The sequence below is a fragment of the Gluconacetobacter tumulisoli genome (assembly GCF_014174155.1).
In the GTDB taxonomy this organism is placed as follows: Bacteria; Pseudomonadota; Alphaproteobacteria; order Acetobacterales; family Acetobacteraceae; genus Gluconacetobacter; species Gluconacetobacter tumulisoli.
On record NZ_JABEQM010000003.1, the window covers coordinates 284,595 to 304,343 of the forward strand.

The following is a 19,749-nucleotide window of genomic DNA, read 5'->3' on the forward strand; positions in this document are numbered from 1 at the left end:
ACGGATAACGGACATGGCAGGCGGGGCGGGTCGATTTCGATGACAATGGATCGGACGACGGTAGGGTTTGCCGGGCAGGCGCTGCTGCCCGGCGGCTGGCACGACAATGTCCGTATCGTGACGGACGCCGGGCGCATTGCAGTGGTCGAGCCCGGGGGCGACCCGAAAGGCGCGGACTGGCGGACCGACATCGTGATCCCGCCGATGCCCAGCCTGCATTCCCATGCCTTTCAGCGCGCCATGGCCGGGATGACGGAAACGCGCCAGAATCCCACCGACACGTTCTGGACGTGGCGTACGCTGATGTACCGCCTGGCGCTGCGGCTGTCGCCCGACCAGATGGAAATCGTCGCGGCATTTCTGTATATGGAAATGTTGTGCGCCGGGTACACGCAGGTCGCCGAATTCCATTATCTGCACCATGCGCCGGACGGCACGCCCTACGACCGGAAGGCGGAGATGTCGCTGCGCCTGCTGGCGGCGGCGCAGGGGGTGGGAATGGGGATCACCATCCTGCCGACCCTCTATGCGCAGGCGGGCTTCAACGCGGCACCGCTGCAATCCGACCAGCGGCGCTTCGCCACCGATGTCGAGATGATCGGCGCCATCGCCGCCGACCTGCGGCGCGCATCGGCGGGCGATCCGCTGGTGACGGTGGGGCTGGGTTTCCATTCGCTGCGCGCGGTGACGGCCGACGCCATGCGCCGCGCGCTGGCCGAACCCGGGCATGACGGGCCGATCCACATCCATGTGGCCGAACAGCAGCGCGAGGTCGCCGACAGCCTGTCTGCCACCGGACGCCGGCCGGTGGCGTTCCTGATGGACGAAATTCCAGTCGATGCGCGGTGGTGCCTGGTGCATGCCACCCATCTCGACGCGGATGAAACCGCGCGGATGGCCGCGTCCGGCGCGGTGGCGGGCCTGTGCCCGATCACCGAGGCCGACCTGGGGGACGGCCTGTTTCCGTTGCGCGATTTCCTGGATGCGGGGGGCCGGTTCGGCATCGGTACCGACAGCAATGTCCTGATCAGCCCGGGCGAGGAACTGCGCCTGCTGGAATATGGCCAGCGGCTGGGCCGGCAGCAGCGTTGCGTGTCCCTGCCGTCGGGACGGACGGGATCGGTCGGCGGGTATCTTTATCGCGCGGCGCTGCAGGGCGGGGCGCAGGCGTGTGGGCTTCCGGCATGGGGGCTGGCGCCGGGCGCACGCGCCGATCTGTGCGTGCTGGATGCCGATCGCCTGCCATTGCCCGGACTGAAAGGGGACGCGATCCTGGACGCGGCGCTGTTCGCCAGCCCGCGCCTGCCGGTGCGCGACGTGATGTGCGCCGGCGCCTGGCGTGTGCGCGACGGCCGGCACGCGGATCATGACCGGCTGACACAGGCGTTTCGCACCACCGTGACGGCCGTGCTGGCGGACTGACCGTCAGGGAGAGGCCACGGCGGGACATGACAAGGGATCATGACAAGGGATGAAGCATCGATGACCGCACCCGTCTTTTCGTTCACGCCGGGCAGTTCGCCCGTGCTGGTGACCCTGCCGCACACCGGAACCGCCCTGCCGGCGGGGATGGAGGCGCGGTTGACCCCGCGCGGCCGGATGCTGCCCGATACCGACTGGTACGTGGACCGTCTGTATGCCGGCGCGCTGACGCGCGGGGCGGGGGTGCTGCGGGCGAACTATTCCCGCTATGTCGTCGACCTCAATCGCGGCGCGGACGATGCGGCGCTCTATCCCGGCCGGCCCAGCACGGGGCTGGCGCCGCTGCTGTCCTTCGACGGTGATCCCCTCTACGTTCCCGGCCAGGAACCCGACGCTGCGTCCCTGGCGGAACGAACCCGCCTGTTCTGGGCCCCGTACCATGACGCGGTGACGGCGGAACTGGCGCGTCTGCGCGATATCTGGGGCTGGGCCGTGCTGTGGGACGGGCATTCCATCCGGTCCGAATGTCCGCGTCTGTTCGAGGGCGTGCTGCCCGACCTGAATCTGGGCACCCATGGCGGCCGGTCGTGCGACGCGGGACTGACCGACCGGCTGATTCGTCATGCCGCAGGCCTGACGGGTTACACCCATGTGCTGAATGGGCGGTTCCAGGGCGGATACACGACCCGCCACTACGGGCAGCCGTCCGGGCATATCCACGCCATCCAGCTGGAAATCGCGCAGAGCGCCTACCTGGCCAGCGAGGATGCCCCATGGCCGGCCGATCCGGCGAAAGAGGCACGGCTGCGTTCGGTCATCGACGGCTTCCTGGACATCGTCATCGCCTGGCGGCCCGAGGGTTCGGCATAATCGCGCAGTCCGTCACCCTCTGCGGCCTGTGACGCGGGTATCCGGGGCGTCGGCCCCACGGGCGATGTCGCGGACCAGCGGGACCAGCCTTTCCGCCAGCAAGCCCTGGCCGCTGCCGTCCGGCAAGGCCAGGCAGATGTGCTGCGGCGTCACGCCGTGCAGGGACGAAACGCGATCCGCCGCCCATTCTGGCAGATTGGGATGGCCGGCCGGGCGGTCAGCACGGAATAGCCCAGCAGCCTTTCTCTGACGAAGGACCGAACGGTTTCCTGCGACGGGCTGCGCAGCGTGATATGCGGCACCAGGCCCCTGCTCGGCGAACGGAGACAGGAAATATTCGACGCTGTGCGGCAGGTCGATCCCCGACTCGTTGAGGCCGGTATACGGCGACAGGCGGTCCTGTCCCTATGCCCGTCGCGGCATGTCGAAGATGAAGCGGGCGGGGCCGGACATGGTGTCGTGGATCTGCCCTGCGACCCCGTCCTCCGTTACCATGAACTGGACGGTGGCCAGCGTATTTTCCTCGTCCGGGTCGGCGGGGTCGTCGCGGCGGATCGGCAGGCCCGGACCGGCCCGGTCGCGCAACACCGCCAGCGGATCGCGTGCCGCCAGGCCGGATTTTACCAGATCGTCCCCTCGCGACTGCCGACTGGCCGAGGAATCGGTGACGATTTGCGGGATGTGACGGTCGTCGGGATGGATGGCGTGGTTGGCATGGACCGCCGGCGCCGTGACAGGCTGGACGGAGCAGCCATGGGCCGAGAATTCGATGCTCACCAATCGCGGATCGCCCGCCTGGGCCATCGCCAGATGATAGCCGCCCGCCCGTTCCGCATGGCGCAGCAGGTCGATGGCCTGGTCCAGGCCGGTGCAATCCAGCATCGCCCGCGCCAGTACCATGCGGGGCACGCCCGTGGCGACGGCCCGGAAGCGGATATTGTTCACCGTCACGACCAGCCCGGCATCATTCAGCGCGAAGGCATGTCCGGGCAGCGAGGCCGGATAGAGGAACGACGAAAAGGCGATCCCGTCCGCCGGTTCCACCCGCACCCAGGCGCAATGTCCCCGGAAGGCAGGATCTCCGTCCTCGTTATGCGCGATGGTGATCGGCGGGCCGGGCAGCATCACGGTCGTGCAGCCTTCCGGCGCCATCGCCCAGATGTCGCCGCGACAGTTCCAGGCGAACAGGTCGGCGAACGGCACGTCCAGCCCGTGGGCCATGCCCTGCAATTCGGCGAACTGGCGGGGGAACAGCCGCTCCACCTGATCGCGCATGTGCCTGACGCGCTGGTCGTCGCGATAGGCGGTCACATGCGTCCAGCCGGTGGTGCGGATCAGGTGGGCATGCACGATGTCCCGCCCGAACCGGCCCATTCCCGCGCCGATGTCGTAAGGGCTTCCGCGGACCGTCAGCGCCCGCAGCGCGGCATGGGTCGCCGTCATGACGGCAGTGTGGCCAGCGCCGCGTCGATGGCGGCGCCCAGCCGGTCGACGATGCTGTCGATATCGTCGGGCGTGACGATGAAGGGCGGGGCCAGCAGCACATGGTCGCCGCGCGTTCCGTCCATCGTGCCGCCGGATGGATAGACCATCAGGCCGCGCGCCATCGCCTCCTGCTTGATGCGGGCATGCAGTTTCAGGGACGGGTCGAAGGGTGCGCGGGTCGCGCGGTCGGCCACCAGTTCGACCGCGCGGAACAGGCCGCGTCCCCGGATGTCGCCGACATGCCGGCTGTCGCCCAGCCGTTCGACCAGGCGTTGCTGCAGGGTCTCGCCCATCGCCGCCACGTTGGCCAGCAGCCCGTCGCGACGAAGGATATCCTGAACCGCCAGGCCGGCGGCCGCGGCCATCGGGTGGCCCATATAGGTGTGGCCATGCATGAATGCGCCGGACCCGCCGGCGAACGCATCGAAGATCCGGCCCGACAGCAGGACCGCGCCGATCGGCTGGTACCCGCCGCCCAGCCCCTTGGCGATCGTCATCAGGTCGGGCGACACGCCGTCCTGCTCGCAGGCATGCAGCGTGCCGCACCGGCCCATGCCGCACATGACCTCGTCCAGGATCAGCAGCACGCCGTACCGGTCGCAGATCTCGCGGATGCGTTTCAGGTAATCCCCGACGGGGGGAACCGCGCCGGCCGTCGCGCCGACGACGGTTTCGGCGACGAAGGCCATGACCTGGTCGGGGCCGAGTTCCAGGATCCGATCTTCCAGCGCCTGGGCGGCGCGCGCGGCGTAGGCCGCGTCGCTCTCGCCGGGTTCGCGCAGGCGATAGGCGTAGCAGGGATCGATATGATGGGTGTCGATCAGCAGCGGCTGGAAGGCCGCGCGGCGGCCCGCATTGCCCCCGGCGGCCAGTGCGCCCAGCGTGTTGCCGTGATAGCTCTGCCGCCTGGCGATGACGTGGCGGCGCTGTGGCTGCCCGGTCTCCACCATATACTGGCGGGCCATTTTCACGGCGGCTTCGATCGCCTCGGACCCGCCGCTGACCAGATAGACGCGATCCAGACCCGGCGGGGCGTCCGCGATCAGCCGTTCGGCCAGTTGCTCGGCCGGTTCCGAAGTGAAGAACCCGGTATGGGCATAGGCCAGGCGGTCGAGCTGCGCATGCAGCGCGGCCAGCACGTCGGGATGCTGGTGACCAAGGCAGGAAACGGCGGCCCCGCCCGAGGCGTCGATATAGCGCCGTCCTTCGCTGTCGATCAGTTCGATTCCCTGTCCGCCGACGGCGACGGGCAGGGTGGCGCGCGTCGTGCGATACAGCAGGCGGGTCATGCGGCGCGCCCGCGAGGCAGGAAACGGGTCATGGTCGGCCATCGCGTTGGCAAGCCGCCGGCGAATGCGGTCATTCGGCGCAGCACCGGGGACGGGGTGGGCATGGCCGATTCTTGGCACGCTTCATCCGGTTGTGCAACAATCGGTCCGACGGCCGAACCCGCCGTCCCGAGGCATGAGGTACGATATATGGCCCATCCGCTCCTTCCCCACGGGGATGGTTCCTCCGGCCCATCGGCCGGCCATAACCGGCCGGATCTGGAGGCCGAGATCGTATGGCAGGCGCGGGCCGATCTGGCCGCGTGCTTCCGCATGGCGGCCCGCCTGGGGCTGGAAGAAGGGATCTGCAACCATTTCTCGGCCCTTGTTCCGGGGTATGACGATCTGTTCATCGTCAATCCCCATGGCTATGCCTTTCGCGAACTCACGGCCTCCAGCCTCCTGATTTGCGATTTCGACGGCAATGTCGTCGCCGGTGCGGGCCAGCCCGAGGCGACGGCGTTTCATATCCATGCCCGTATCCATCACCAGGTGCCGCGTGCGCGGGTGGCGTTGCACACCCACATGCCCTACGCCACCGCCCTGACGATGACCGAAGGGGATCCCCTGCTGTTCGCCGGGCAGACCGCCCTGAAATTCTATGGCCGCGTCGCGGTGGATCGACAGTATAACGGGCTGGCGCTGGACGCGGCAGAAGGCGATCGCATCGCGGCGGCCATCGGCGCGGCTGACATCGTCTTCATGCGGCATCACGGCGTGATGGTGCTGGGCCCGACGATCGCCGAGGCCTGGGACGATTTGTATTATCTGGAACGGGCCTGCCAGGTGCAGTGCCTGGCCATGGCGACCGGACGACCCCTGCTGCCCGTCGACCCTGCGATCGCCGAGGCGACGGTGCGTCAGATGCGCGAGGGGGACCCGGATTCCGCGCGGCTGCACCTTGCATCGGTGCGGCGCGTTCTGGACGCCGAGGATCCGTCCTACCGGTCGTGAGAATGCGGCGCGGAACACCGTCTGGGGGGCGTTTGGCTGGGGCCGTTTGGAAACCCGGTCCGACGGCGATCCGATGCGCACTCCCTGCGCTGCGCGGTGGACGGCTCATGAGGCCGCACCGCTTCGATGCGGGAAACCCACGACAGATACATGCTTTTTCAGGGCGCTTTCGCGCGCCGGACCGGATTCAGACGGACGGCTAGAGGGCGATCAGCGCCAGGTTGGCACGTAGGAAATCATCCATGCATTCCACCGCGGCACCCGTGGCCGCGTGGCTGCGCAGCAGGCTGAATTCCAGATGGTCCAGTGGCGGCAGGGCCTCGGCCTCGCCGATGATGTCGACGGACGGCGGCACGCTGCATCGCGCGAGGGCCGCGACCGCGAGGCCGGCCTGAACGGCGGCGACCAGCCCCGGCAGGCCCGCACTGAAGCAGGCGCAGCGATAGGGGCGGCCGGCCTCGCCTAGCGCCTGCAGCACGCCCGACCGCGCGGCGCATCCGGGTTCGAACAGCGCGACCGGCAGAGGATTGCGCGTCCAGGCTTCATGCGCGCGGGATGCCACCCAGACCAGCGGTTCGCGTCGCAGGACCGGATAGGGTTGTTCGGGCAGGCGGGTGACGATCGCCAGGTCGATCCGCCCGGCCGCGATGGCCGGCACCAGCCGCACCGATGGTTCGCAGACCAGCTCGACGGTGACCAGGGGATGATGCGCCGCGACATGCGACAGGATGGGGGGCAGCAGGAAACCCGCATAATCGTCCGGGACGCCCAGCCGGACGCAACCGCGTTCCTCGGGCTGGGTCACGCTGGCCCAGACCTCGTCCGATACATGCAGCAACCGCCGTGCCTGGACCAGGAAATCCGCGCCGGCCGGCGTGGGGACGACGGAACGGGGATGGCGGACCAGCAGCGGCCGCCCAACGCTTTCCTCCAGCCGCTGGATCTGCATGCTGACGGCGGACTGGCTGCGTCCGATCCGTGGGGCGGCCGCCGACAGGCTGCGACATTCCACGACGGTCACGAAACTGCGGAGAAGATCAAGATCGAGCGGATGAGACATGCCATCAGCATAACGGATGGCAGCGTTCAGTTCTATTCGTTTGATTGAACGGAAGAAGCCGTCCACTGTGCGGCCGTCCGCCACGACAGGTTTTCGTCATGATCCTTCGCGACCATCACGGTCATCCCGCACTGAAGCTGGCCTTCGCCATGCTGCTCTCCGGCACCATCGGCGTGTTCGTGGTGCAGAGCGGGCTCGGCCCGATCGACGTCGTGTTCTGGCGGTGTGTGTTCGGCGCGGCGTTCATGGGGGCGTGGTGCCTGTTTCGCGGCTATTTCCGTGATCTGGCCTGGCGGGGCGTAGGGATGGCGATCCTGTGCGGGGTGCTGGTGGTCCTGAACTGGATCACGCTGTTCACCGCCTATCGCCTGACGTCGATCGCGACGGCCACGATCGTCTATAACGCCTCGCCATTCTTCGTGGTGCTGGCGGGACGCCTGTTCCTGGGTGAGGCGATTACCCGTGACCAGCTGGTCTGGATGCTGGCCGCGTTCGGCGGCGTGGTGCTGGCCAGCGGCCTGCTGTCGTCCGGGGGACATGGGGAGGCGGGCTGGGCGGCCGGCACCGCGATCACCCTGGTGGCGGCGATGCTGTATGCGATGACGACCCTGATTTCCAAGGGCATGGGGCATCAGCGGCCGGAAATCACCGTGTTCTGGCAGACCGCGACCGGCATCGTGCTGCTGGCGCCGCTGGTCGACCTGTCCCATCCGATGCCGGCCGCCGCATCCTGGGGGTGGCTGCTGGGGCTGGGGGCGATTCATACCGGCCTGTGCTACGTGCTGATGTATGCGTCCTATTCCCGGCTGACGACCTCGGCGATCGCTACGCTGTCCTTCATCTATCCCCTGGTGGCGATCCTGAGCGACTGGATGGTCTACGGCCATCGGCTGACGGCGGCGCAGATCACCGGCGCGCTGGTGATCGCGGTGGCGACGCTGGGGTCGCGGCTGGGCTGGCGGGTGGGATGGCCGCGCGGCTATTCCCGCGCCGGATAGAATTTACCCGTCGCAGGGCGGCAGCATCACCAGCTTGTAGTCCGGATGGCCGGCAGGAATCAGCGTGATCTGGTCGTGGACCAGCGGGCCATCCTGCGGGTGCATGAACCGTCGCGGGCCGCCCGTGCGCGACAGCACCGCATGTCCGGTCCAGAACCGCGCGAAATCGGGACTGTTCCGCAGCAAGGCCGCAATGACGCGCTCCAGGGCCGGGTCGTCAGCCAGACGCGCCGTATCGGCGCGGAATTCGGCCAGGATCCGGCGCGCGCGGTCATCCCAATCCTGCAGGAACGTTCGGGCAGCGGGGTCGAGGAAGACGTAGCGCAGCAGGTTTGGCTCCGGCCCCGACAACCAGCCGGCGAACAGATGACGTGCCCGGGCATTCGCAGCCCGCACGCACCATAGCCGGTCCAGAAGATAGGCGGGTGCGTCCATCAGGTCGGGCAGGCGGCCCAGCTCGGCCGGCAGGGATCCTGCCTCCGCTGCCCCGGGGGGACGCGGGTCCTTCTGGCGCGTGAGTTCGAACAGATAGGCACGTTCGGCCGGCGACAGGTGCAACGCATCGGCCAGGCGGCCGAGCGTCGCGGCAGACAGGGCGATGTCGCGTCCCTGTTCCGCCCAGGTGTACCAGGTGGTGCTGATGCCGCAGAGATGCGCCACTTCCTCGCGCCGCAGGCCGGGGGTGCGCCGGCGGACGGAGGCGCGTATCAAACCGGCCCGTTCGGGTGGCAACGCCTCGCGCCGGGCCCGCAGGAAGGCGCCGAGGATCGGCCGCTGGTCAGGGGGAATCGGCATGGTGGCATGTTTTATACCAGGATAAATTGACATCTTATACCCGTGTTCGGAACCGGGCACCTTGCCGTTACCGGCCCGAAGGGGCGGCCGATAGGGGGATGGACATATGGCAGACGAACAGGATCATTTCGCGGCGCGCCATTACGGTGCGCGCGCGGCCAACTATGTCAGCAGCGCGGTCCACGGCGCCGGCGCGGATCTGGACGAGATCGAGCGGGTGGTCGCGGGCCGGGACTTGCGCCGCGTCCTGGATCTGGGGTGCGGCGGCGGTCATGTCGCCTATCGCGCTGCCCCGCACGTTGATGAGGTCGTGGCCTGCGACGTCACCCCGGAAATGCTGGAGGTCGTGGCGCACACCGCGCGACAGCGCGGCCTGGACAATATCGTGACGCGCCGCGCGGCGGCCGAATCCCTGCCGTTCGCGGACGGTGCGTTCGACGCCGTGCTGTGCCGGTTCACTGCCCATCACTGGTCCGACATGGAGGCCGGAATGCGTGAGGCGCGTCGGGTGCTGGCGTCGGGCGGCATCGCCGTCTTCGCCGACGTCGTTGCCCCGGCGGACCCGCTGTGCGACAGCTGGTTGCAGACGATGGAACTGCTGCGGGACCCGTCGCACGTGCGCGATTATCGCGTGGCGGAATGGATCGCGGTGCTGGGGCGGGCCGGGTTCGCGGTGCGGCGGATGACATCGCACCGGCTGCGGATGGAGTTCGCCGACTGGATCGCCCGGACCCGCACCCCGGCCGAACGGGCAGCCGCCATCCGGTCCCTGCAAATCGAGGCCCCGGCGACCGTGCGCGCGGCCTTCGCGGTCGAAAACGATGGCAGCTTCACGCTCGACACCGTCACGATAACGGTCGCGCCTGCCTGAATGTCCGATATCCCGGGGGAAGTCAGTCCTGGTCGGGTGGACAATTGGCGTCGATGACCTGTCGGGCAAGGATGGCGACATTGCCGGCCGGCCCACCGGGCCCGAAGATCTGGGCGGCGATGTAGGTCCCTTCCATCAGCAGAAGCAGGCCGTCGGCCAGCAGGGCGGGGTCGCGCGCGTTCATGGCCTGGGACATGACGGTCAGGCGCTGCCGGACTTCCTCCTTCAGGCTGCCGGCCACCTGGCGGACGGGATGGGCCCGGTCGGGATATTCCACCACCGCGTTGGTCAGGCCGCAGCCGCGATACTCCGCCCGCGACGCACGGTCGGCCAGGCCGCTGAAATAATCCAGGACCTGGGCACGGACATTGTCCGGGTGGCGGTCGGCCGTCATTTCGAAGCGCCGCCAGAATTCCTCCTGGTAATCGCACAGATAGGCGGCGGCCAGGTCGTCCTTCGAGCCGAAGGCCCGATAGAGGCTGGGCTTCGTCACCCCGGCGTTCTGCACGATCTCGTCCACGCCTACGGCGCGGATGCCGTGGCTGTAGAACAGGTCACGCGCGGCATCGCGGATTTTCTCCGCCGCACGGCGGCGTGGCGGGGCAGGGGACTCGGTTCCAGAGGACACGATCGGCAAGCTCGCGATTGACAATGTTACTGAACGGTACGTATCTATTTATAGCACAATAACCCATCGGTCGGCCACATGCGCATATCCTCTCCCGCGGGCAGGGATGTTCCCGCCCATCCCCGCTACGTCTTCGTCGTATTGGCGGTCACGTTCGTCGCGTTGCTGATGTCGGCGGCGCTGCGGGCCACGCCCGGTGTGCTGATGATGCCGTTGCAGCATGCGCTGGGCTGGACGCGCGAGGATATCTCGTTTTCGGCGGCGGTCGGGATTTTCCTGTACGGGCTGATGGGGCCGTTCTCGGCGGCGCTGATGCAGGGGGTCGGCATCCGGCGGACCCTGCTGGGCGCGCTGGCGGTGATGGCGGCCGCCACGGGCGCGTCGCTGTGGATGACCCGGCCGTGGCAGTTCTTTGCCACCTGGGGTGTGCTGACCGGATTGGGGACCGGGTCGGTCGCGATGGTTCTGGGGGCGACGGTGGTCAATCGCTGGTTCGTCGCGCGCCGGGGTCTGATGATGGGCATCCTGGCGGCCAGCACGGCCACCGGTTCGCTGCTGTTCCTGCCGCTGCTGGCGGCACTGGCCCAGAACCGGGGATGGCAGGCCGTGGTGATGGCGGTCTGCGCCGCATGCGTGGTGCTGATCCCGCTGGTGGCGGCGCTGCTGCCGGAACGGCCGGCCGATCGCGGCCTGGTGCCCTACGGCGCCGGGCCGGGCTACGTCCCGCCGGCGCCGGCACATGGCCATCCGGTGGCGGTGGCGCTGGGCACCCTGGCATGGGCGGCGGGGCGCCTGGATTTCTGGCTGCTGTTCCTGACGTTCTTCGTCTGCGGCTTCACCACCAACGGGCTGATCGGCACGCATTTCATCGCCATCTGCGCCGATCACGGCATCGCCGAGGTCCCGGCGGCGGGGCTGCTGGCCACCATGGGGCTGTTCGACCTGGTGGGCACGACCCTGTCGGGCTGGCTGACCGACCGGTTCGATGCGCGCCGGCTGCTGTGCGTTTATTACGGGCTGCGCGGGGTCTCGCTGATCTTCCTGCCATTCTGCGATTTTTCACCGACCGCCCTGATGGTGTTCGGCGTGTTCTACGGTCTGGATTGGATTGCTACGGTGCCCCCGACATTGCGCCTGACCAACGCGGCATTCGGCGAACGCCTGGCCCCCATCGTGTTCGGCTGGGTCTTCTTCGGCCACCAGGTCGGTGCCGCCTGCGCCGCCTATATTGCCGGGATGCTGCGGGAACGGACGGGAACCTATGAACAGATGCTGATCATGGCCGGGCTGACGGGCCTGGTCGCGGCGCTGCTGGCGATGGGGATCGGCAGGCGCGTTCCCGCCGGCGGGGGCGAGCCGGCCTCGGCTGCGACCTGAATGCGCTCACTCCGGCCGTGATGGCCTGGGGCGCGTATCCACGGCTTGATCTTCCACGCCGCCCGGGATGAAAACAGGGTGGGAACACCACGTCTTCAGATCCGGGGCAGGCGATGCGCAACAGCAATGAAATATGGGATTTCGTCGAGGCACGGAAGGACCCGCTTATCGCGCTCAGCGATGCGGTCTGGGCGGTCCCGGAACTGAATTTCGGCGAATTCCGGTCGGTCGCCCTGCATGGCGCGACGCTGGAGAATGAGGGCTTCCGCGTGACCCGCGACGTCGCCGGCCTGCCGACGGCGATCATGGGCGAGGCTGGGGAGGGCGGTCCGGTCATCGCCATCCTGGGCGAATATGACGCCCTGCCGGGCCTGAGCCAGCAGGCCGGCATCACCGAACACCGTCCCTTGCCGGGCGACGGAAACGGCCATGCGTGCGGGCATAATCTGCTGGGCTCCGCATCGCTGCTGGCCGCGACGGCGGTCAAGAACTGGCTGGCCGCCACCGGGACGCCGGGCCGCGTCCGCTATTACGGCTGCCCGGCCGAGGAGGGTGGCGCGGGCAAGGGATTCATGGTCCGCGCCGGGGTGTTCGATGATGTCGACGCCGCGATTTCCTGGCATCCGTTCTGTTTCGCCACCATCTTTCCGCCGGCGGCGCTGGCCAATGTGCGGCTGGATTTCACCTTCACCGGCCGTGCCGCACATGCCGCCGCCGCCCCGCACCTGGGCCGGTCGGCGCTGGATGCGGCGGAGCTGATGAATATCGGCGTCAATTACCTGCGCGAACATATGCTGCCGACTTCACGCATCCATTATGCCTATCAGGATGCGGGCGGTGTCGCGCCGAACGTGGTGCAGGCCCGAACCGTCATCCGATATACCGTTCGGGCAGCGGAACTGGAGGACATGCTGGCGCTGGCCGAGCGCGTGCGCCGGGTGGCCGAGGGGGCCGCGATGATGACGGAAACCACTGTCACCTGCGCGGTTATCAGCGGCATGGCGAATTTGCTGGGCAATCCGCCGCTGGAGGCCGCGATGCAGGCCAACCTCGAACGTCTGGGGCCGCCGCCCTTCGATGCTGCCGACCAGGCCTTCGCGCGCGAGATGCAGGCGACCTTTACCGAACAGGACATCGCCTCGGCCTTCCGGCAGGTGGGCCTGCCGGTCGATCGCGATACGGCGTTGTGCGACATGATCCTGCCCTATCCGACGGCGGCCGGCCCGGTGATCCTGGGATCGACCGATGTCGGCGACGTCAGTTGGACGGTGCCGACCGTTCAGGCGCTGGGGGCGACCTGCGCCATCGGTACGGCACTTCATTCCTGGCAGATGACGGCGCAGGGCACGTCCGCGCTGGCCCACAAGGGCATGGTCCATGTCGCCAAGATCATGGCAGCGACCGCGACCGACCTGTTGTCGGACCCGGCCCTGCTGGAGCGTGCGAAGCAGGACCATGCCGCGAAGCTGCGGCAGCGGCCGTATGTCAGCCCGATCCCGCCGGAGGTCCAGCCCCCGGTCCTTTACCCGGATCAGGCCGCCGAGTGAATCGGTGGCCCCCGATCAGCCGAAGGGCGCGCGAGGGAAGCCGGATAAAGCGACCTGCCTTGTAGTCGCCTGGGGGATCCATGCGACCCGGCCAAATAGTCCGGGTCGGAAGGGGCCGACAGCACGTCCCTTCAAAAAAACAAACCCCGCCATCTCTGGCGGGGTTTGCAGGCAGTCCGGGTAATCCATGGTCAGGCGGACCGATAGACGATCCGCCCGTGGATCTGTCCCGGATGTCGGGAGTTAGAAGGAGGCGTTGATACGGCCGTAGTAATAGCCGCCCGTGATGGGGATGCTCGAGGAGTTCTGGTCGTACTGGTTGGCGCCCAGATAGTTGGTGTAGGGCGTGAGCATGCGCGGGCGCTGGTTGAAGAGGTTGTTGCCGCCCACAGCAAAATGCCAGTGCCGGTTGAGGCGATAGCCGATTTCCAGGTCGGTCATCCAGACCGGCGTGTTCTTGAACTGCTGGAAGCACGTGATGGAATACTGCATCGGCGAGCCGTCCGGGCAGGTCAGGTTGGCCGGCGTCTGGTCCTGGAACTGCATCATCGACGTGGTTTCGCCGTACCGGGTCTCGCGGATATTCACGTCCCAGTTCCCGACGGTGTAGTACGCGTTCAGGATGATCTTGCTGCGCGGCGAACCCGTGGTCAGATACCCGATCGTCTGGTCGTTCATATAGGAACTGCCATCCGAGGCATTGTTGATGTGCGTCATGCGCGTACGGTTGAGGTTCAGCGCCAGGCTGGTGTCCAGGGTTCCGTACTGGTTCAGATGGAAGATATAATCCCCCATGATGTCCAGGCCCTGCGTGCGGGTGCTGCCGACATTGGCGAAATAGTTGGCCGACACGTCGGCGGAAGTGATGCCCGCGGGCAGGGTCGCGCCCGTCATCGCGATCGCGTCGATCGCCTCCGAACCGTTCGCGGTGCCGCCGCCGAAAATACGGTCACGGATATTGATCTGATACACGTCAGCCGAAATATGGAAGCCGTCCACCGGTTCGAGGACGAACCCGCCTTCGACGCTGGTCGAACGTTCCGGCTTCAGCGGCTGTGCGCCCAGGGCCTTGGCGGCGGCGCCTTCGGTGGCCAGCAGCCCGGTGGCCCCGGTCGGCGACACGTTCAACGCGCTGAAATGCTCTTCCGGCAGGGTGGGCGCGCGGAAGCCGTTGCTGATGGTGGCGCGGATCGCGATGCGCTTCGTGATGTCGTAGCGGGTCGAGACCTTGCCGTTCTCGGTGTTGCCGAAATCGGTGTAATGCTCGAACCGGCCGGCGAAATCGAGGTCCCAGTGCTTCAGGGGATGGAAGTCGCCGTCCAGATAGCCCGCCCAGACGTCGCGGCCCCACTTGCCCGAGTTTTCCGGCATCAGACCCGCATAACCCTGGGTGCCGCCGTACATGTACGAGGCCGGGTTGCCGGGAAGGATGGTATATTGCTCGAGCCGGTGTTCCGCGCCGAATGCCAGCGTCATCGGCACGACATGACCGATGTTGAAATTACGCCGCATGTCCAGATTGTTGGTCCACTGCATCAGCGTGTAGGATTCGGCATTCGCCTTGTTCGGCGACCAGCCCTCCTGCGCGATCATATTCGGGTTGGCAGTGTTCTTGTTGCCGATCGAATCGTCGTCCGCGCCGTAGGTGGTGCTCAGATCCCAGCCGAAGCCGAAGAAATTGTCGCCCTTGAGGCCGAGGGTCGCCGCATAATCATTCTCGTCGATCGTCTCGAGCGGCGAGAAACCGGCCGGCCAGATGGAGGGCGCCACGTTCGGCAGGCGGTAATTCTCATACGCTTCGGAATGACGATGGGCGTAGGTGATCAGGCCGTAGCCCTGCACGCCTTCGGTCAGCGTCTTGCCGAATTCGATGCTCAGATTTTCGCGCGTTTCCTCGGGCGTGCTCATGATCTTGTTGGAATCATGAGGCACCACGTACCCCTTGTACTCCGGGTTCCCCTGGATCGTACGCACGTCGGCCGAGTACGGGACCATGTGGTCGGCGTGCATCTGCTGCCCGCTGATATGGACATAGCCGTCGTCGCCGAAGCTGAAGCCGCCGTCGATGCCGACCTGTTCCTGCCAGCCATCGCCGTTATAGGCGTTCGCGCCGGTCTGGCCGCTGATGTTGAGGCCGTGGGCGGTCTTCTTGAGAATGATGTTGACCACGCCGGCGATCGCATCCGAACCATACATGGCCGCCGCGCCATCACGCAGGACCTCGATATGGTCGATCGCATTGGCCGGGATCATGTTCAGATCGACCGGGGTGGAGCCCTGCTGCGGTCCCTGGTCGGCATAGATGTTGGCGGTGGTGTGGCGGCGCTTGCCGTCGACGAGCACCAGCACCTCGTTCGGGTTCAGGCCGCGCATGCGGATCGAGGAGGTCAGCGCCCCCGCGTCGGCGCCCATGGCCTGGGTCGTGATGGACGGATCGGTGCGCACGATGGCGTCGGCCAGGTTGACCTGGCCCGAGCGCATCAGGGTCTGGGCGGTCAGGATGCTGATGGGCGCCGTGGAATCGCGGGCGCGGCGATGGAACGCGTGCGTGCCGGTGACGATCACGGCCTCGCCCGCGTCGGCCGGCGGCGCGCGATAAGCGGGGACGACCGGGGCAACTGCCGGAACGACGGCAGGACTGGCGGGCGCGGCCATGGTGGCCGCTGGGGCCTTCTGTGCGACGGCGGCGGCGGGCTTCGACGCATGGCGCGTGGTCTTGTGGGGGACCGTTGCCGCGCGGGCGCCCGCGGTGCCGAGGCAACCGATGGCCGAAATCATGGTTGCGGCAACAAGGCGTCGTCGTAAGCTCATATAGATGACCCGTTCATGATTTGATAAAACCCTCGTAACCTTAGTTGGGTCGTAACGTTCCGGTAATAGACGAATTGGGGACCGTGACGCTTTCGTCTCGATCTGTTGCATTTTGATGACAGTAGGTGTGGTGGACCACCTGGGGACGGTTCTCCCGGACGCAGATAGACGCAGATATATGATGGCCGTTCGGGCCATCGGGGGGCCGGCGGAATGGGCCGCGAGGGAAAAAACCATTACGATCCTGTGATCGGATGATTGCTCCGGCGCGACATCTCCCTGTAACTACCGTTCCTCTCGCACGGATCGCCATTCGACCTGCGTCACTTCATCCTGGGGAAGCTTGATGACAAACGCTTTCCAGCGTCCGGCGGCCACGCGCCGCCAGATGCTGACCCGAATCGGTATCATGGGCGGCAGCGCGGCCCTCTATCAGGCGATGACCAGCCTCGGCCATGCGGCCGGCACCGATTTTCGCGGCGCGCCGGCCCTGACGGGGGCGAAGCGCGGCACGCGGGTGCTGGTGCTCGGCGCCGGCCTGGCCGGCATGCTGGCCGCCTACGAACTGCGCAAGGCCGGCTATCAGGTCCGGATCCTCGAATTCCAGAATCGCAGCGGCGGCCGCAACATTTCGTTGCGCGGAGGCGACACGCTGACGGAACTGGGCGGCGCCACCCAGAAGGTTCAGTTCGCCCCTGGCAACTACATCAATCCGGGTCCGTGGCGCATTCCCTATCACCACCAGGGATTGTTGCATTATTGTCGCGAGTTCGGCGTGGAGCTGGAACCGTTCGTCGAGCTGAACCACAATTCGTGGTTGCATTCGTCGGACAATTTCGGCGGCAAGCCGGTCCGCTATCGCGACTATGCCAGCGACTTCATGGGTTACACGGCGGAGCTGCTGTCCAAGGCCATCAACCAGCACAGGCTGGATGACGCCGTCTCGGCCGACGAGCGCGCGCATGTCGCGGCGGCGATGCGCGGCTGGGCCGGGCTGGAGGCCGACGGTGCGTACCGCAAGGGCATCGTCAGTTCGCTGCGCCGGGGTTTCGCCAAGCCGCAGGGCGGCGGCGTCGACGGCGCGCCGATCCCCTCGGACCTGTTCGCCCGCGACGAGGTGATGCGGTCCGGCCTGTGGCAATGGCTGGCGTTCCATGAACGGCTGGACATGCAGACGACCATGTTCCAGCCCGTGGGGGGCATGGACCAGATCGGCAAGGGCTTCACCCGTCAGGTCCATGACCTGATCACCCTGAACTGCAAGGTATCGTCCATCCACCAGGACGATCATGGCGTTCAGGTCACGTATAACGACATGGCCAATGGCGGCGCCGTCCGTCAGGAAAGCGCGGATTATTGCGTCTGCACCATTCCCCTGTCGGTGCTGTCGCAGCTGGATATCCAGGTCAGCGGCCCGCTGAAGGCCGCGATCGCCGCCGTGCCCTATGCCTCGTCCGTCAAGCTGGGCATGGAGTTCAACCGCCGGTTCTGGGAGGAAGACGACCAGATCTATGGCGGCATCAGCTTCACCGACCAGCCGATCAGCCAGATCTCCTATCCCAGCCACGGCTATTTCTCGCGGGGGCCGGCGGTCCTACTGGGCGGCTACATGTTCGGTCCCGCCGCCTACGATTTCGCGGGCATGACTCCGGCCGAGCGAATCGAGCACGGCCTGACGCAGGGGTCGGTGATCCATCCGAACTATCGCAAGGAATTCCGCAACGGCGTGGCCGTGTCCTGGAGCCGGATGCCCTGGACGCTGGGATGCTGCTCGATGTGGACCGAGCAGAGCCGCAAGACGCACTACAAGACGTTGTGCGCTGTGGACAACCGCATCGTCCTGGCCGGCGAACATGCCTCTTATATCGGCTGCTGGCAGGAAGGTGCGATCCTGTCCTCGCTCGACGCCGTCACCCGTCTGCACAAACGCGCGCTGGGAGCTGCCTGATGCGTCCCGCTTTCCTTCTGCTCGCCGGACTCGTCGCCGGCACGACCCTTGCCACGCAGGCCCGCGCGGACAGCGCCAGCGCCGTCGCCGGCCATCTGCAGCCGCTTGCCGACGGGGCGGCAGTCTACCAGCACGTCTGCCAGGGCTGCCACATGCCCGACGGCCGTGGCGCGATGGGATCGGGGGCGCGCTTTCCCGCCCTGGCCGGCAACGCCAAGCTGGCCAGCCCGGATTATCCTGCCTACGTCATCCTGAACGGGTTCGGCGGCATGCCGTCCTTCGCCGGGCTGCTGACGGATGCACAGGTAGCGGACGTGGTGAACCATATCCGCACTCATTTCGGCAATCACTACACCGACACCCTCAAGCCCGAGGACGTCGCCGCGCAGCGTCCGACCATCACCCCGGAACAGGAATAAGAACATGACGACGTTGAAGACCGTACGCATGACCGCCCTGGCGGTGCTTCTGGGCACGGCGGCGTTGTCGTCGGCCCGGGCCGAAGGGGTCGTGCGCCATTCCGATCCGGCGAGCCATTTTCCCATCGCCACGGCGATCGAGGTGCCCCCCGGGGCCACCACCATCTATCTGAGCGGCATGGGCGCCCCCCCGGCCGACAAGTCGGCCAAGCCCAATACGCTGGCCGCCTATGGCGACACCGAAACCCAGGTCCGTGCGTCGCTGGTGCGCATCCAGGGCGAACTGGCGAAGCTGAAACTGACCCTGGGCGACGTCGTGCAGATGCATATCTACATGGTGGCCGATCCCAAGCTGGGGAAGATCGATTTCGCGGGCATGATGAAGGCCTATACCCAGTTCTTCGGCACGCCGTCGCAGCCCAACCTGCCGACCCGCTCGGCGTTCGAGGTCGCGCACCTGGCGAACCCGGGCTGGCTTGTGGAAATCGAGGTTACGGCGGTTCGCACCCCGTAATCCGCCCCGCGAGCGGTTTCGGCCCTGTCCGGCAGGCGTATCCTGCCGGACAGGGCCGAACGATCGGCGACCCCGGCACATTCAATCGCGAACAGCGAATTATGTTGGGCGGCAAGCAACCTTATGCAGGCGTGATGCATTAAGGCGCCGGGACAATCGTCGGGGAGACCGTCGGGTGACGGATCTTGTTTCGCGCGCTGCCGCCTTCGCGACGGCGGCACATGCCGGTGTCGGCCAGCGCCGGAAATATACAAACGAACCCTTTATCGTGCATCCGCGGCGTGTTGCCGAACTGGTTGCCAGCACCGGCGCGCGCGACGAAGTCGTGGCGGCGGCGTGGCTGCATGACGTGGTCGAGGATACGAACGTCACCCTGGCGGAAATCGAGGCCGTCTTCGGCGCCGAGATCGCGACCCTGGTGGACATGGTCACGGATGTCATTCCCCCCGAGGAGGGCGCGCGGGCGTTGTGCCTGGGGCTGAATCGGGACCATTTGGCCCGGGCGTCGGCCGAGGCGCAGACGATCAGCATCGCCAGCCTGATGGACAATGCCGAGCTGATCGCCCGGTACGAAGCCGAACAGGCGGAATATCATCTCCATGAAAAGCTGGAGTTGCTGCGGGTGCTGGGCAAGGGCGACGCGGGGCTGTACATGCAGGCGGCGCTCGTCGTGGCCTGACGGGCCATGTTGATGGCATGACCACGGCGGTGAGCCTTCCCGC

The 19,749-nt window shown here is 67.0% G+C and carries 17 protein-coding genes; 11 read left to right on the top strand and 6 right to left on the bottom strand.

What is annotated here, in order from left to right:
* Positions 1-39: 39 nt before the first annotated feature.
* Together HLH28_RS05500 and hutG are read left to right on the top strand one after the other, a co-directional pair.
* The gene (locus tag HLH28_RS05500; RefSeq protein WP_246395699.1) at positions 40-1,422 is read left to right on the top strand and encodes a formimidoylglutamate deiminase; all 1,383 of its coding nucleotides are present in this window, start codon (positions 40-42) and stop codon (positions 1,420-1,422) included.
* Between the two features lie 60 nt (positions 1,423-1,482).
* Positions 1,483-2,292, top strand: a complete 810-nt coding sequence (gene hutG / locus HLH28_RS05505; RefSeq protein ID WP_182955645.1) for an N-formylglutamate deformylase — start codon at positions 1,483-1,485, stop codon at positions 2,290-2,292.
* A gap of 405 nt (positions 2,293-2,697) precedes the next feature.
* Here hutG and HLH28_RS05510 read toward each other — a convergent pair whose 3' ends face one another.
* Both HLH28_RS05510 and HLH28_RS05515 read right to left on the bottom strand, forming a co-directional pair.
* Entirely contained in the window at positions 2,698-3,735 is a 1,038-nt protein-coding gene (locus HLH28_RS05510) for a C45 family autoproteolytic acyltransferase/hydolase (RefSeq protein WP_182955648.1), read from the bottom strand.
* A complete protein-coding gene (locus HLH28_RS05515) occupies positions 3,732-5,186 on the bottom strand; it encodes an aspartate aminotransferase family protein (protein WP_338029663.1) in 1,455 nt (484 codons plus the stop codon). The genes HLH28_RS05510 and HLH28_RS05515 overlap by 4 nt, the downstream gene beginning before the upstream one ends.
* Before the next feature lie 69 nt (positions 5,187-5,255).
* Here HLH28_RS05515 and HLH28_RS05520 point away from each other — a divergent pair, with 69 nt between their 5' ends.
* Positions 5,256-6,059 carry an aldolase gene (locus HLH28_RS05520; protein ID WP_182955650.1) on the top strand — a complete coding sequence of 268 codons (804 nt, stop codon included), beginning with the start codon at positions 5,256-5,258 and terminating at the stop codon, positions 6,057-6,059.
* A gap of 199 nt (positions 6,060-6,258) precedes the next feature.
* On the opposite strand, the gene HLH28_RS05525 is transcribed toward HLH28_RS05520, so the two are convergent.
* Positions 6,259-7,119, bottom strand: a complete 861-nt coding sequence (locus HLH28_RS05525; RefSeq protein ID WP_182955653.1) for a LysR substrate-binding domain-containing protein — start codon at positions 7,117-7,119, stop codon at positions 6,259-6,261.
* A gap of 98 nt (positions 7,120-7,217) precedes the next feature.
* Here HLH28_RS05525 and HLH28_RS05530 point away from each other — a divergent pair, with 98 nt between their 5' ends.
* A complete protein-coding gene (locus HLH28_RS05530) occupies positions 7,218-8,117 on the top strand; it encodes a DMT family transporter (RefSeq protein ID WP_182955655.1) in 900 nt (299 codons plus the stop codon).
* A 3-nt stretch (positions 8,118-8,120) separates the two neighbouring features.
* Here the strand turns inward: HLH28_RS05530 and HLH28_RS05535 are convergent, their stop codons facing one another.
* Positions 8,121-8,912, bottom strand: coding sequence for a helix-turn-helix transcriptional regulator (locus tag HLH28_RS05535; RefSeq protein WP_182955658.1), 792 nt, complete (start codon positions 8,910-8,912; stop codon positions 8,121-8,123).
* A 106-nt stretch (positions 8,913-9,018) separates the two neighbouring features.
* On the opposite strand from HLH28_RS05535, the gene HLH28_RS05540 reads away from it, so the two are divergent.
* Positions 9,019-9,783: a class I SAM-dependent methyltransferase gene (locus HLH28_RS05540; protein WP_182955661.1), complete on the top strand. Its 765-nt coding sequence runs from the start codon at positions 9,019-9,021 to the stop codon at positions 9,781-9,783.
* A gap of 22 nt (positions 9,784-9,805) precedes the next feature.
* Here HLH28_RS05540 and HLH28_RS05545 read toward each other — a convergent pair whose 3' ends face one another.
* Positions 9,806-10,411 (bottom strand): TetR/AcrR family transcriptional regulator, encoded by a 606-nt coding sequence (locus tag HLH28_RS05545; RefSeq protein ID WP_338029664.1) that lies wholly within the window; start codon positions 10,409-10,411, stop codon positions 9,806-9,808.
* Positions 10,412-10,489: 78 nt separating this feature from the next.
* Here HLH28_RS05545 and HLH28_RS05550 point away from each other — a divergent pair, with 78 nt between their 5' ends.
* Together HLH28_RS05550 and HLH28_RS05555 are read left to right on the top strand one after the other, a co-directional pair.
* Positions 10,490-11,788 (top strand): MFS transporter, encoded by a 1,299-nt coding sequence (locus tag HLH28_RS05550; protein ID WP_182955664.1) that lies wholly within the window; start codon positions 10,490-10,492, stop codon positions 11,786-11,788.
* Between the two features lie 113 nt (positions 11,789-11,901).
* On the top strand, positions 11,902-13,335 hold the full coding sequence (locus tag HLH28_RS05555) for a M20 family metallopeptidase (RefSeq protein ID WP_182955667.1): 1,434 nt from the start codon (positions 11,902-11,904) through the stop codon (positions 13,333-13,335).
* Between the two features lie 243 nt (positions 13,336-13,578).
* On the opposite strand, the gene HLH28_RS05560 is transcribed toward HLH28_RS05555, so the two are convergent.
* Positions 13,579-16,146 (bottom strand): TonB-dependent receptor plug domain-containing protein, encoded by a 2,568-nt coding sequence (locus tag HLH28_RS05560; RefSeq protein ID WP_182955670.1) that lies wholly within the window; start codon positions 16,144-16,146, stop codon positions 13,579-13,581.
* 346 nt (positions 16,147-16,492) lie between these two features.
* Between HLH28_RS05560 and HLH28_RS05565 the strand changes: the two genes are divergently transcribed.
* From HLH28_RS05565 to HLH28_RS05580, 4 genes are all read left to right on the top strand, one after another.
* A complete protein-coding gene (locus HLH28_RS05565) occupies positions 16,493-18,094 on the top strand; it encodes a flavin monoamine oxidase family protein (protein ID WP_182955673.1) in 1,602 nt (533 codons plus the stop codon).
* Positions 18,094-18,513 carry a c-type cytochrome gene (locus HLH28_RS05570; protein WP_182955675.1) on the top strand — a complete coding sequence of 140 codons (420 nt, stop codon included), beginning with the start codon at positions 18,094-18,096 and terminating at the stop codon, positions 18,511-18,513. Before HLH28_RS05565 ends, HLH28_RS05570 begins: the two co-directional genes overlap by 1 nt.
* Before the next feature lie 4 nt (positions 18,514-18,517).
* Positions 18,518-19,027, top strand: a complete 510-nt coding sequence (locus HLH28_RS05575) for a RidA family protein (protein ID WP_182955678.1) — start codon at positions 18,518-18,520, stop codon at positions 19,025-19,027.
* Between the two features lie 175 nt (positions 19,028-19,202).
* Positions 19,203-19,706 (top strand): HD domain-containing protein, encoded by a 504-nt coding sequence (locus tag HLH28_RS05580; RefSeq protein WP_182955682.1) that lies wholly within the window; start codon positions 19,203-19,205, stop codon positions 19,704-19,706.
* The last annotated feature ends 43 nt before the right edge of the window (positions 19,707-19,749 follow it).